Genomic DNA, 14083 nt, shown 5'->3' with positions numbered 1-14083 from the left:
GGCATCTACTGCAAAATATTCACTTTTTTTGATTTTTACGCAGCTTCAAGCATCTTTTTTTATGAATTTAGATTTTCTTACCCGAAGTATTTTGGGGAATACCCTCGCCGCCTATGCCATGGCGATCGCCGTGCTGGTGGTGGGCTTTCTCCTGATCAATGGGTTCAGGGCGCTCATTCTCAGTTCACTGCGGCGCTGGGCGAAAAAGACCCAAACGACCCTCGATCCGCGCATCACAAAAATTCTCAGTCAATCCCTAGTGCGTCTCCTCTATGTGGGGAACGTTTTTTTGGCGATTGGGAATCTCAACTTGCACCCCATTTTGAACCAAGCGGTGCGGGCTTTGACGGTTATTGCGACGACGGTGATCGGCATTCAGCTCATTTCCCAATTGGCAGAATATGCGATTCGCTCCTACCTCCTGCGTAAAGGCGACATTGAGCTAGAACAGAGTTTTAGTGCGCTGATGCCCATTTTGCGGGCCATACTCTGGGCTATCGGTGCGGTCTTCCTCCTGGATAACCTCGGCTTTGATATCTCTGCTGTGGTCGCCAGTCTGGGGATTGGGGGTTTGGCGATCGCCTTTGCGGCCCAGGGGATTTTAACGGATTTATTCAGTTACTTTTCCATTGTCCTCGACCGTCCCTTTGCCCTGGGAGACTTTATTATCGTTGGTGATTTTATCGGTACCGTGGAATATATCGGCATCAAAACCACGAGGCTCAAGAGTCTCAGCGGCGAAGAAATCGTCATGGCCAACACCGACCTCACGGGCTCGCGCATCCGCAACTTTAAGCACATGAAGCGGCGACGGATTGTCTTTAGTCTCGGTGTGCTTTACGAAACGCCTAAAGAAAAATTAGAAATTATTCCGGCCCTCATCCAGGACATTATTAGCGCCCAGGAACAGGTTAGTTTCGACCGGGCTCACTTTGCCAACTATGGCGATTTTAGTTTGAACTACGAAATTGTCTACTACGTTGAAAGTAGTGACTACGCCCTCTACATGGACACCCAACAGAAAATTAATCTAGCCATCTTTGAGGCGTTCAGTCAGCGGAACATTGAATTCGCTTACCCGACGAATGTGACCTATGTCCAAGGTTTAAATGCCGACGCCGAAAAGGCGATCGCCCCAGAAACTGCCACGAACAGTTAATTCCTTGAATTATTGATCACAGTGCTGCCCCCAAGTTTTAAATTTGGGGGTTTTTTCTGACCAGATATCGCTCTCACCCCTAAAATTTCGTCATAATAATCAACTGTTGCGTATTTCCCCAAAAGCGATGCCCCTTGCCCCCCTCAGTTGGCCAGAACTCGAAGCCCTCACCAATTTTCAGCTTGACTACGAAAACGGCCCGACCAACGCCCAATCCTGTTTACGGCTCTTTGGTCAGTCAGAAAGCGATATTCGGGTCACTCTCTACCGGGATAACCATGCCTGGTGTCCCTACTGCCAAAAGGTCTGGCTCTGGCTCGAAGAAATGCGCATCCCCTACCGCATCAAGAAAGTAACCATGTTTTGCTACGGCGAAAAAGAAGCCTGGTACAAACAAAAAGTCCCCTCTGGCATGCTGCCAGCCCTGGAACTCGATGGACGCATGATCACCGAGAGCGACGATATTTTGCTCGCCTTAGAACAGGCATTTGGGCCGCTCACCTTTAGCCTGACAGATCCTAGGGTTTTGCCCCTACGCCGCCTAGAGAGATTGTTATTTCGTGCCTGGTGCAATTGGCTCTGTCGGCCCCCGTTATTTCCCGGACAAGATAAAGAAGGTCGCCGCAAGTTTATCCAGGTGGTGCAACAGGTAGAAGAAGCCTTAGCCGCCACCCCAGGCCCTTACTTCCTCCAAGAATTTAGCGTGGTCGATGTGATTTTCACGCCCTATGTAGAGCGGATGAATGCCAGCCTCTACTACTACAAAGGCTATTCCCTGCGGGAGGAAAATCCTGGGTTTGCCGCCTGGTTTGATGCCATGGAAACTCGCCTAACTTACCGGGGTACCCAGAGTGATTTCCATACCCATGTCCATGACCTACCGCCCCAGATGGGGGGTTGTTATGCCAACGGGGAACCCCAAGCTTTAGAGAATCAGCTCAAAGTTGATGAAGGGGATTGGTTTGGGCTGCCGGATGTCGCTTACCCTGAGCCAGCCAACGCCAAACAAGAAGCCCTTTACCGGGTGATTAAACATCGCCGCAATATTGTTAAGGTTAATCCCGCCAATGATCAATTTTTTGACCAAGCGTTGCGTTGTGCCCTAACCGCCATGATCACCGGAGAAGTTTGTGAGCCACCTAAGGATGCCGACAAAGCCTTGCGGTATCTGCGCGATCGCCTGAATGTACCGAGAGATATGTCGATCTATGCGGCGAAACATCTTCGCACTGCCCTAGAAAAGACGGCGCAACTGGCAGGTGAAAGACAGGGGGAACCGATCCCGGTGCGCCACCGCCGCGACCAAGATCCGGCCAATTTTCGTTAGAGGTTGATAATTTCCACAGGGTCGAGGGCATCGGCCGGAGTAAAGCCAAAGATTTGACTGTAGAAATAAAATTCACTGTCGAGGGCTTTTTTGATATTTTCAGCCTGGCGAAAACCGTGCTGTTCCCCTTCAAAGGGAACATAGGCGACGGGTAAACCCTTAGTTTTAATCGCTTCTACCATCATCTCCGCTTGGTTGGGGGGGACGACTTTATCTTCTAAACCCTGGAAGAAGATCACGGGACAGGCGAGTTTTTCGGTGAAATGGATCGGCGATCGCCTAATGTATTTTTCCTTTTCTGCGGGATATTTCCCGATGAGGCGGTCGAGGTAGCGGGCCTCGAATTTGTGGGTATCGGTGGCGAGTACCTCCAGGTCAGAAATGCCGTAATAGCTGGCCCCGGCTTTAAAGACATCATGGAACGTGAGGGCGGCTAAAGTGGTGTATCCTCCCGCACTGCCCCCGGCGATCGCCAATTTTTCCCCGTCAGCTAACCCCTTTGCCACGAGATATTTCGCGACATTGACACAATCCTGCACATCGACAATGCCCCAATTCCCATCAAGGCGTTGGTGATATTCCCGACCGTAGCCGGTGCTGCCGCCGTAGTTCACATCCACAAAGGCAAAACCCCGACTCGTCCAATATTGAATCCGCAGATTTAAGCTCGCTGCAGCCATCGCTGTGGGGCCACCGTGACTTTTCACCAAGAGAGGTGGTGCTGTGTCGGTGGGAGCTTGGAAATCTTGATTGGTGGGTGGGTAATACCAGGCGTGGGCAGTGAGGCCATTTTCTGTGGGAAAGGCGATCGCCTGGGGTTGGGACAGATAGCCAGGATCAATTTTTAACGTGCTGGCTTCCTTGACCCGCACCGTTTCCCCCGTAAATAGATTCAGGGTAACAATGGCGGTGGGTTGGGTGGCGGCACCGCCGATAAAGGCAATCATTTCCCCCTGCACCTGGAGGTCACTAATGCTGCTGTAGGGGACGGGGATCGGCGTAAGGGCACGGCGGTCGGGGTTGAGGGTCGCCAGCTTCCAAGTGCCGTGGTCGTTGTAAGTGCACACCAGAGTTGTTTCATCGACAAAGCCGAGGATCGATTCCCCAAAAACCCAGTGGGGATAGCCAAATTCTGCTTCGGCAGGATAGACCGCTTGGGCAGTTCCCTCAACGTAGCGATAGAGGTTCCAATAGCCGCTGCGATCGCCACTGAAATACAACACACCACCGGGCGACCAACGGGGTTCAACGACGGATTCACCATTGCCCCCAGCTACGAGCGTTTTTTCTCCTAAGGTGCCATCCCCTTGAATCGCGGCGATCCAAAGTTGGCTGTTGTCCCAGGGCATATCGGGGTGATCCCAACTAACCCAGGCGAGGGTTTTCCCATCGGGGGAAAGACGGGGTGAAGTGTAGAAATCATTGCCTTCAACAAGGACTTGAAGGTCGCCGGAATCGAGGGTGATCGCCACTAGATCGTTTTTGGGTTCGTGGCCTGGGACGCTGTGGTCTTCGCTAACACAAATTAAACGGTTGCGGGCTGCATCAAGAATGAAATCAGCATAGCGGCGTTGATTTTCTGGGGTTAAGGCTTGGGGTTCCTGGTTTGGCGCTTGGACATAGACGCGGCGATCGCCATCGTTGGAAAAATAAACGGTGCCAGCTTCCGTAATTAAAAAAGCACCACCACCATACTCATGGACACGACTACGCACATTAAAATCCGGCGGCGTAATATCAACTGTCGTTCCGTCGCTATTGCGTTTTACCAGGACATTGCGCCCCTTTTCCTGGGGTCTGCCCTCAAGCCAGTAAAGATCTGTGCCAGCCCAGGCCACTGCCCCCAAACCAATGCTGCTCGAAACAATCAGGTCAGAGGTAATCGGCGATCGCCAAGTGCCGTAGGGGGCGGTTTGCGGAGTGGCCATGGTAGAAAAAACCCAAGAAAATTCAAACTGATTATTACTCTACCCCTTGGGAAGCCAGGCCCACAATGGTTATTGGCTCGTACAAATGGAATCGACCACCTCACAGCCGGAGCCAAAATCACTACACACATCGAGGGCTGCTGCCTCGGCGCTCTCAATATCAGCCCCCCAGCCGCTGCCATAGGCCTCTGGCCCCATGGCGATCGCCCCACAGGCATTGCGGAACCAGACCAGGGCTTGGCAATCCCCGGACGCAGCAAAAAATTCACAATCTTCCACAGCAGCTTGCTCGGCCTCTGCTTGGGTGGGTACATCAATCACATAGCCATATTCCCCGGTGGCCTCCGAAAAGGCGATCGCCCCAAAAAAGACGCCATCAGTCGGGGCGGTAATAACCGGATCGGGTGTTGTTGGTGTGGGGGTTGTCGGGGTTGCTGGCGTGGTCGGATTAGTGGGGTTAGGATTTGGGTTTTCTCCATTTCCCGGTGGCGTTGTCCCCGGATCCGGATTGCTGGGCGTTACCCCTGGTTGGACTTCCCCAGCAATTTGACGTTGTTGCACCACTTGATAAAGTTGGTAGCCACCCAGTCCCAGTAGCCCTAAACCCAGGAGTAATCCCCAGGGAGCGCCGCGTTTTTTGGAACTGTTCTGTTGTAGATCTGCCGCCGAAAAAGAAAGCTCTTCGGCCACGTGATAGGTCGGTGGGGCTTGGCCTCCCCCGGTAATCTCTGTTGGCGGTGTGACCGGCGTACCAGCCGCAGCATTAGCATTGGAACCCGTGCCAACTGGTGCTGTGGCAATGGTAGAGGCAACGATGGTCGGTAAAATTTCTGGCATGACCTCCGTGGCTTGATTGTTAGGCATCGCCGCTGTAAGGGCCGCCCGCATTGCCTTAGCCGTCATAAACCGTTCTTTCGGATTGGGCTTAATGGCAAAATTCAGCACCGCCACCAGATGTTGATCCGCGATATTTTGACTGGGCCAGGTTAATTCGCCGGTGATGGGATCATGTTGAAAATCTTGGGGCATCATTCCGGTGAGGAGATAGACCATCGTCAGGGCGAGAGCATACAAGTCACTCGAAAAAACGGGCCGACCGGACGCCTGTTCCGGGGGCATAAATCCAGGGGTACCGATCACGATGGAGCTTTTTGGGGTGGCACCACTGCTCATCATTTGGGTGCCCATAATTTCCCGGACTGCACCAAAGTCAATGAGCACAGGTTTTTTGTCCGCTGCGCGCAGAATGATATTTTCTGGCTTGATGTCCCGGTGGATAATTTGTTTGGTTTCAATAAATTCCAAAATATCGAGGGTATCCACCAAGATTTGCCGGACGGTGGCGGCGGACTGGGGCCCTTCATTTTTTAAAAGTGCTTCTAGGGTTTGACCTTCGATGTACTCCTGGACGAGGTAAAATTTGCCATCTTCTTCGAAATAGGCATAGAGGCTCGGAATTTGGGGATTGCTGCCGAGTTCTTCTAGTAATACGGCTTCCCGTTGGAAACGTTCCTGCACCAGACGATAGATTTCGGATTGATCCTCAATGGGCCGAAGCTGTTTTGCGACCCGGATGGGCTGGGAGGGCATGTAGCTGTCTTTTACGAGGTATGTGACGCCAAATCCTCCACTACCCAACTCACGGAGAATTTGATATCGACCAGAACCGATTGTCTGTTTCGTCATGGCTTCAGGTTATATTTCGCGATGTCAAAGGAGTACTTGGGGCCTTTGATGCTTTCATCATAAACGGAGAATCTCAAAAGTCTGGTTAGAGGTGAGAAATTCCCACTGCAAAAAGGCGATCGCCCTCTACTTACCGTCAAATATCAAGGCCGCCTCTGGGAAAATTTCGTTTCTAAAACCAACGTCCACCATGGAAACGCCACAGGGGAAATAAGATGCGCATCAAACTCTGGGACACCACAAAGATCCCCAGCCAAACCGAGCCGTAGTGAATCACAAACCAGGTTAAAGACAGATCTGCGGTTAGGGGTAAGGCGACGCCCGCAAAATTCGGTAAGCCAGCCCACAAAAGCAAAAAGAATATCCCTTCCCAGAGGGCCGCCAGCCATTGTAGAATCGCCGGCCAATCTTGATCCCAACGGTAATTTTGTAAATAGATGTAAAGACAGTCCCAGCCAAGGCCAAAAACAGTGATGTAACCCCAAACCGCCCAATAGACAGCACCAACGGGATTACCCCAGAGTCCCTCTGCAAAGCAGACTGTGAGGAGGGCACCCACCGTACCCATCAAAAGAAGTCGAGTTTGCCAGCGGCCAAGGAGTGTTGGGGTCATGGGGCTTGATTGTTAATCCACTTAAACCATTGGGATAGGGAAGCCAAGGGATGCAAAGGGCGCACCTGGGAAGCATTTTCCTGGGCCAAGGCTTCTACTGATTTTAGGGCACAGTATTGCAACCCCAAAAAGCTATCGACGGCGGCATGGGGGCCACCAAAGGTAATGGCGCCGGCGGCGTACATTCGTCCTGAGCGGTTACGCATTTCCGGCATTTCAAAATCATTATTGACTTGGAAGCGGCCAAGGGCATTCAGGGTTAGTTGGTAGTGGGTCACGAGGTCATTGAGCAGGGGGGTGGATTTGACTTTACCATCGAGACCTGTGGCGTCAATGATGTAGTTGGCGGTGAGGGTGAGTTCCCCTGTGATGCCTTTTTCGCGAATCCGCGTCACCGGACGTCCTTGGGCATCGGGTTCGACGGCTACGACATCCCCAAAAACGATTCGATACCAGCCTTTATCTAAACCCGTTTGGATAATATCGCGCCAGTCGTGGCGATCGGCGGTGGTGGTGCCGCCCCAATCGGCCAGGAGGTTAGTGCGTTCCCTGGGGGCAGCGTTTTCTAATTGTTCGCGCAGGGTGCCGCCCCAACAGGCCTTAGGCCAATTAAACGGTTGCAGTTCAAAATGGTTGCTCACGGGTCGCTGGGCCAGGCCAAATTTATTTCCCACGGGTTTTGGCGATCGCATTAGGTGCAAAATCGAAATGTTGGGGTTACGGCGGCGGGCTTCGTAAATGCGCTGGATCACCCTAGAGGCGACAATCCCTCGACCCCTAATCAAGACTGTCCCCCCCTGGCGTTCGAGGGTGCTATAGACGTGGTCATGTTCTTCGTAGGCATTGACGACCGTTTTAAAATCCCCTGTTTTTTCGCGGTAGTCCTGGAGATCTGGCAAAAATTGGATCACCGGATATCCGGTACACAGATGAACATAACGGCCAATGACAAAGGCATGGCGCCCCCGTCCCGCAGAATAGGCGATCGCATAACGACCATCATCGGTTTTCCGAATTGCCCGCACCCGCCCAAAGCGATAAATATGGTGCCACCCAATCCGTGCCGCCTCCCGGTCGATAGATTTGAAGACATTGCCAGAACGAGGCGTATAGGTTTCCGTCAAAATCGGTTCCGTGAAGACCTGCCAGAGATGCCGTAGAGCTGCCTGGAAATGTCCCCGCAGAAAGTCTCCGTAGGCTTCCCGTAGCGCATAGCTCGGCCAACCCCAGAGATTGTCCGGACAAGAATCCGAGTTCGACCGCAACCGCTCGTGGGCAGGAATTTGCGAGTTTAAGCAGAGCCGTTGGTAGCGGCCATAGGGTTTTCCTTCTAGGCCCAAAGCACGAACTTGCTGGGCCTGCACCCCGTAAACCCGTAAAAAATCAACCCAAATATAACTGCCAAGCCCGGCCCCAATGGCCACATAGTCTATCTCTTCGACGGGCAATCCGGTGGCATATAACTGTTGGGGGCTGACATACTGCGCTTGAAATTCTGCGGGGGGAAAGGTTTCTAATGGGGAACTGCTGCTGGGGGGATCCGGCAGTTGTTGGTCTGGCACCTGAATAAAAGAATCGCTGGAGCGGCGCTGGGTCGCAGGTTGGTTGGGGGCGGTGGTGGTAATCGAAATTTCATAGGGGCCAATCCGCACCACATCCCCAGATTTCAAGCTCCTTTGGGTTTGGCGCTGGCCATTCACAAACACGCCATTGCTACTATTTTGATCCCCAATCCACAGTTGATCGGCCTGGAGAGAAATGAGGGCATGGTACCGAGAAACTTGGGAGCTATTGAGGGTTAATTTGGCGACAGGTTGTCCATTGGCGATCGCCGTCGGCATACTGTTGGCATCACGACCAATGGCAATGGGTAACCCCAGGGCTAAGGTTTGCACGTCACTTGTGAGGGGATCTTTCCAGCTTAACCAGACCTGCTGCAATGTTGTCATATCAATGAATTCTGAGGAGAAACAAGAGAAACCCTAGGACTGTGGCCGCACCATCATCACCGTATTTGCGGCGGCTAAGGAAAATCCACACCAAGGACATCCTTGTTTAAGCACTTGCTCATCATACCGAGAAACCTTGCCACAGGACGGATTAGGGCATTTTAAACCGTAGGCTGAGGCCGTATTGGGGACTTGGGGTTGGGGCGGGGCTGCCACCTGAACTTGGCCTGGTAGGACTAACTGGGATACCTGCAATTGAATGCGACCCAGTTGAATCTGGCTGCCCTGGGATAGATTGGCTGTTCCTTGGGTCAGTTGGAAGCCATCAATGAGGGGAGGATTAGAGGGACGCAGATTCTGAATGAGCGCAGCATCTAAGGCCGCACTAAAAAATAGCTCAACATGGAGGGAAGAAACACTGCGGTCAGCAAAGATAATGTCACACTGGGCTGGGTCTCGGCCAATCCGCAATTTTTGGGCAACTTTTGTGGTTGCAGCTTGGTGGAATGTGTAGTGGTGTAGATGATTTTGTAACGACCACGCTAGGGTTAATTTTTCCATTGTCCTCAAGACTGACTGCGCGTAGCTGTCTAAGTATAGATTGGCTTTGTCTTCTGTCAAATTATAATAATCATCCGCTAAAAAGAAGCAGAAACTTTATGGTTTTTAATGGCCAGATGTTAGCTTTATTCATGCCGATTTAGTGATGCTCTTTGTCAAAAATTTAGTTTTTAAATCAATAGTTTTTTGAACAAATCAACTCTTTTCTATGGGAAATTGATCGACATTTAAAGGTGAATCTATTTTTCAACGACTGTCCTCAAGGATTTCTAAAAAGCGAATTATTTTTTTGGAGAAAAGACACTTTTTTTGATCCAGGCCAATGCTGCGGACGTATTTTGTTGGGGTCGATTCCCGATAAAATAGGCTTGAGTGAATTTTACGAAAAGAGCTTGGGAGCTGACTGGTATGCTAGCAATGTGCAAACGGCTAATGGCGATCGCCTTGGTTATGGGGATTATAAGTTTCGCCTGGGGCAATTTTGACCCACCAAAGGCCTGGGCCGTAGACTACAACAAGCGCACCTTTATTCAAGAGGATTTTTCCCACCAGGACTTGCGGGACAATAGTTATGATCTCTCCAGTCTCCGGGGCTGCGATTTTAGTTACTCAGACCTGCGGGGGGTGCGTTTTTTCTCGGCTAATCTCGAATTCGTCAACTTTGAAGGGGCTGATCTCCGGGGTGCCGTCTTAGATTCTGCCCGCATTGGCCACGCGAACTTTAAAAATGCCAACCTAGAGGGGGCTTTCCTCGCCAGCGTCAAAATTACGCCATCCACAGTCATTGAAGGGGCCGATTTTACTGATGCCCTGATCTTGGCGCGGGAAAATGACAAGCTTTGCGAACTGGCCAGCGGCACCAATCCCACCACAGGCCGTGACACCGCAGCAACCCTATACTGCCCCTAGGTTTTCTGCGCGATCAAGTTTCATCAAAATATTGAATCACTGCCCATTGACCACCTGAGCGACCCTGGCGAGGTGGTTTTTGTTTGGGGTTTTATTGACTTTCAACGATAAATTCAGGGAAGCTGAAACAAAATATCTTGGGGTTTACCATGGCTGATTCTGGGCGCAATCCGTTGCAATATCTACCGCTTACCGTCGGGATGATCGGGGGAACTATGTTGATGGTGAACCGTTTACTGACTCCCGCCCTTAGTGATTCCCAGGCCCGTTCCGACGTGGTGGGGGTGATTCTCAGTGCTGTTTTGATTTTGACCACCTTGCTGTGGGAACAGATCCAGCCCAAGGCTCCAGAAGCGGTGATTCTAGAAGGAGAAGAGCAGTTTGAGCTGGCCGAAGATCTGCCGGACGCTGTCAAAACAGAACTGGCTTGGGCATCCCACCTACTCTTGACCAATACGGTGACGAAATCGGTGGTGGTTTACCGTGATGGCGAGACAATTCTGCGGCGGGGCATTTTTGGGGCGAAAAAAGATTTTAATGTTGGGGCGATCGCCAAACGGGTTCTTGAAACCCAAAAGGCAGTGTATCTGGTGACCTTAAAAATGTATCCGGGGCGGGTTGAATTTGATTATTTACCAGAAAATACCCAGGGCATTATTTGTCAGCCCCTCGGTGAAACAGGTCTCTTGGTTTTGGGGACAAATATTCCCCGCAGCTATACAAAACAAGATGAAAATTGGGTCGCAGCTCTTGCTGAGAAATTGGCGATCGCCCTTGCGGAGGTTTAGGGATTTTCGGGTGAAGAGTTTCCCATACAAATTAAATCTTAATAGAACAAAACCACCCAGAACCTACTTTCCTGAGAACTTCCGGAACCCTTTAACTAAGACTCTCTGGAGACATTAACTGAATCATCTTGCTGCCCGACTTGACAGTTTATTCAGTTAGGTTGCTCCCTGTTGCTACAGGTGGTTGGAAGTATGGATTTCGCGCTTGAGTGGTTTTGCTTCGTTCGACGAGACAGATATGCAAAGAAACAGCTTGGTTTATCTCCTTAACTAACTTTACTTTACTCAGACAGTGGCTGTTTTATCTGCCAGGGAAGTTAAGTTCTATCTAACTTCAATTCTTAATTTAACAGGGTTTCTTGACCAAAACAATTACTTTCAATGAAAGTTTATTCTTCACTGAGTAAAAACAATTTTTTCTGTGAAGAAAAGTAAATACTTGGCCTCAAGTTTACCCGGTCGATTTTCCAGGCGATCGCCCCCTTACACAAACGGCTATGGTAGCTTGGGAAAAGATTTCTCTTTGGGCCTGTCAATGCTCTACATCCAAGATTTGGTGTACCATCCTGCGGCAACGCCTGAGCCGATTTTGCAGCAGGTGAACCTTAAGTTAGCTCCCCAGGAAATGGGAATGATTGTGGGGCCGAGTGGCTCTGGGAAAACGACGTTACTCGAAATTTTGGCGGGCTTGGCCCAGCAGACCCAGGGGCAGATCCGCTGGCAAGAACAAACCTTAACAAATCTCCATTTGCAACAGTTGGCGGGCCTCGTGTTTCAATTTCCGGAGCGTCACTTTTGCGCCTCGACGATTTTAGAGGAAGTCCGGTTTGGCCATCCAGAATTACGCCTAGAACAAATCCAAGATGCTTTGGCGGAGGTGGGTCTCGAAAATTTGGATCTCAAGGCTTCACCCCATGCCCTGAGTGGCGGCCAGCAACGGCGTTTATCCCTCGCGGTGCAATTAATTCGCCAGCCAAACCTGTTGATGTTGGATGAACCGACGGCGGGCTTGGATTGGTCGATGCGATCGCAGTTGGCAAGATTACTGGCGAAACTCAAACAACATTGGACGTTGCTCATCGTCACCCATGATCCCCACGAGCTAGAGGCGATCGCCGACCGTTGTTGGCACATTGATCGGGGTCAAGTTACTGTAACAAAGGAGCCTGGGGTCGCAAATACGTCGGCGGAATAAACTGCTCCAGGTGCCAAGGGGCGACAACTTTGGCAAGGGCTTGGGCATCCAACAAATTTTCTACGTAGGGCATGACCCCAAGCACCGGGATTTGGGTGAACTGTTGCACCATGGTCGGTGGCGTCAAAGCCTCAATTTGTCCCATGGCTTCGGGGGTACCGCAACTGAGGATAATTCCCTTGAGATTAATCTTCCGTTCCCGCGCCAAACTCACCTGGGCGATCGCCTGACCAATAGAACCCAATTTCACCGGCACCACCAACAGCGTCGGTAACTTCCACTGCCCTGCCAAATCTGCCACCGTCAACTCGTCAGTTACAGGCGATCCCAAGCTCCCCAGGGACTCAGCAATGACAAAATCTTGAGCATTACTCAAATCCTGGAGCTCCTGCCAGACGATCCCCAGATCAATGGCTTTTCCCTCTAGGCGAGCGGCCACCGGGGGCGCAACCGGGGTTTCATACTCCAAAGGCACCTTGAGAACTGTTCCCCCATCACAGAATTTTTCGTACCATTGGCGATCGCCGATCCCTGTCTGGAGTAGTTTGATTACCCCTAGCCGAGAAAAAGGAAGAAAATGACGCCAATAGGCAATTAGGGCCGAGCTGACCACTGTTTTCCCCACTTCCGTGTCTGTTCCCGCGATTAACAAGCAATTTTGCAGCATAGAAAAATTTCAAATTGAATTTAAAGGTTTATTGAGTACAATAGACCCTGAAGATCAGCACCTTCCTTAACAATTTTTTTATTTTCTATTAACCCTAATCCTTTCCAGTGGCGATGATTGCCCCCAATGGTTTTACCGTACCTATCCAGTCTAAAAAATGGGGCTAAGTAATTGTACTTTGGTAACACATATCATCGAAACGACCAAAAGGAGGATTATGGTGTCTGCACTGATCCCTTGGATGTCCTTTATCAAACCGAAAGAGAGGTTTATTCTGCTGTGAGCCACTCCGCCACCCTCGCCTTACAATCTGTTCTGCAAACCCCCACCGATAGCAACCGTCTCCGGATTTTTTCGGGATCGGCGAATTTGCCCCTAGCCAACGAAGTGGCCCGTTATCTGGGCATGGATCTTGGCCCCATGATCCGGAAGCAGTTTGCCGACGGTGAAATGTACATCCAGGTGCAAGAGTCGATCCGGGGTTGCGATGTTTACCTCATTCAACCCTCCTGCCGTCCGGTCAACGATCACCTGATGGAACTGTTGATCATGATCGATGCCTGTCGTCGGGCTTCGGCACGCCAAATCACAGCGGTGATCCCCTACTATGGCTATGCTCGCGCTGACCGCAAAACCGCTGGTCGCGAATCCATTACAGCGAAACTGGTGGCTAACTTGATTACCCAGGCAGGGGCCGGTCGGGTGCTGGCGATGGATCTCCATTCGGCGCAAATCCAAGGGTATTTTGACATTCCCTGTGACCATGTCTACGGTTCCCCGGTGATCATTGACTATCTCAAAAGCAAAAATTTAGAGGATATTGTGGTGGTCTCTCCCGATGTGGGCGGGGTGGCGCGGGCGCGGGCCTTTGCGAAAAAGTTAGATGATGCGCCCCTGGCCATTATTGATAAACGTCGCCAGGCCCACAATGTCGCCGAAGTGATGAACGTCATTGGGGAAGTTAAAGGAAAAACCGCGATTCTCGTCGATGACATGATCGACACCGCTGGGACGCTCCAGGAAGGGGCCAGATTACTGAAGAAGGAAGGGGCCAAGGAAGTGTATGCTTGTGCGACCCATCCAGTCTTCTCTGGGCCTGCGGTGGAACGGCTCTCCAGTGGTCTGTTTGAGGAAGTTATCGTAACCAATACGATTCCGGTGCCTGCCGACAAGCAATTTGAAGAACTGACGGTGCTGACGGTGGCCAATCTCCTCGGTGAAACCATTTGGCGCATCCACGAAGAAAGTTCTGTGAGCAGTATGTTTCGGTAAATTTTGGCTTGGCTAGAACAATTAATTGA

12 protein-coding genes are annotated in these 14083 nt (G+C 51.1%); 6 read left to right on the top strand and 6 right to left on the bottom strand.

Annotated features, from left to right (window positions below):
• The first annotated feature begins 61 nt into the window (after positions 1-61).
• Positions 62-1159: a mechanosensitive ion channel family protein gene (locus FEK30_RS03340; RefSeq protein WP_138071790.1), complete on the top strand. Its 1098-nt coding sequence runs from the start codon at positions 62-64 to the stop codon at positions 1157-1159.
• Positions 1160-1286: 127 nt separating this feature from the next.
• A complete protein-coding gene (locus tag FEK30_RS03335; RefSeq protein ID WP_138071788.1) occupies positions 1287-2486 on the top strand; it encodes a glutathione S-transferase family protein in 1200 nt (399 codons plus the stop codon).
• Here the strand turns inward: FEK30_RS03335 and FEK30_RS03330 are convergent.
• The 5 genes from FEK30_RS03330 to FEK30_RS03310 all read right to left on the bottom strand — a co-directional run bounded on the left by FEK30_RS03330 (position 2483) and on the right by FEK30_RS03310 (position 9223).
• Positions 2483-4414 (bottom strand): S9 family peptidase, encoded by a 1932-nt coding sequence (locus FEK30_RS03330; RefSeq protein WP_138071786.1) that lies wholly within the window; start codon positions 4412-4414, stop codon positions 2483-2485. The two genes, FEK30_RS03335 and FEK30_RS03330, sit on opposite strands and share 4 nt — an antisense overlap.
• Positions 4415-4483: 69 nt before the next feature.
• Entirely contained in the window at positions 4484-6100 is a 1617-nt protein-coding gene (locus tag FEK30_RS03325) for a protein kinase domain-containing protein (protein ID WP_138071784.1), read from the bottom strand.
• Between the two features lie 172 nt (positions 6101-6272).
• Positions 6273-6713: a hypothetical protein gene (locus tag FEK30_RS03320; protein WP_065711458.1), complete on the bottom strand. Its 441-nt coding sequence runs from the start codon at positions 6711-6713 to the stop codon at positions 6273-6275.
• A complete protein-coding gene (locus FEK30_RS03315; RefSeq protein WP_138071782.1) occupies positions 6710-8662 on the bottom strand; it encodes an FHA domain-containing protein in 1953 nt (650 codons plus the stop codon). Before FEK30_RS03315 ends, FEK30_RS03320 begins: the two co-directional genes overlap by 4 nt.
• A gap of 33 nt (positions 8663-8695) precedes the next feature.
• Complete coding sequence (locus tag FEK30_RS03310; RefSeq protein WP_062436206.1) at positions 8696-9223, bottom strand: FHA domain-containing protein; 528 nt, start codon at positions 9221-9223, stop codon at positions 8696-8698.
• Positions 9224-9631: 408 nt separating this feature from the next.
• Between FEK30_RS03310 and FEK30_RS03305 the strand changes: the two genes are divergently transcribed.
• The 3 genes from FEK30_RS03305 to FEK30_RS03295 all read left to right on the top strand — a co-directional run bounded on the left by FEK30_RS03305 (position 9632) and on the right by FEK30_RS03295 (position 12115).
• A complete protein-coding gene (locus FEK30_RS03305) occupies positions 9632-10132 on the top strand; it encodes a pentapeptide repeat-containing protein (RefSeq protein ID WP_065717150.1) in 501 nt (166 codons plus the stop codon).
• A 149-nt stretch (positions 10133-10281) separates the two neighbouring features.
• Positions 10282-10920, top strand: coding sequence for a cofactor assembly of complex C subunit B (locus tag FEK30_RS03300; protein WP_030007730.1), 639 nt, complete (start codon positions 10282-10284; stop codon positions 10918-10920).
• A gap of 535 nt (positions 10921-11455) precedes the next feature.
• On the top strand, positions 11456-12115 hold the full coding sequence (locus FEK30_RS03295; protein WP_138073727.1) for an ABC transporter ATP-binding protein: 660 nt from the start codon (positions 11456-11458) through the stop codon (positions 12113-12115).
• Here the strand turns inward: FEK30_RS03295 and bioD are convergent.
• Positions 12069-12782 (bottom strand): dethiobiotin synthase, encoded by a 714-nt coding sequence (bioD, locus tag FEK30_RS03290; protein WP_138071780.1) that lies wholly within the window; start codon positions 12780-12782, stop codon positions 12069-12071. The genes FEK30_RS03295 and bioD overlap by 47 nt on opposite strands.
• 279 nt (positions 12783-13061) lie before the next feature.
• Between bioD and FEK30_RS03285 the strand changes: the two genes are divergently transcribed.
• Positions 13062-14054 (top strand): ribose-phosphate pyrophosphokinase, encoded by a 993-nt coding sequence (locus FEK30_RS03285; protein ID WP_012308319.1) that lies wholly within the window; start codon positions 13062-13064, stop codon positions 14052-14054.
• The last annotated feature ends 29 nt before the right edge of the window (positions 14055-14083 follow it).

This window comes from Picosynechococcus sp. PCC 11901, from assembly GCF_005577135.1.
Classification (GTDB): domain Bacteria; phylum Cyanobacteriota; class Cyanobacteriia; order Cyanobacteriales; family MRBY01; genus MRBY01.
The sequence above is the reverse complement of the archived record's forward strand: the minus strand, read 5'-3'. Positions and strand labels throughout refer to the sequence as shown.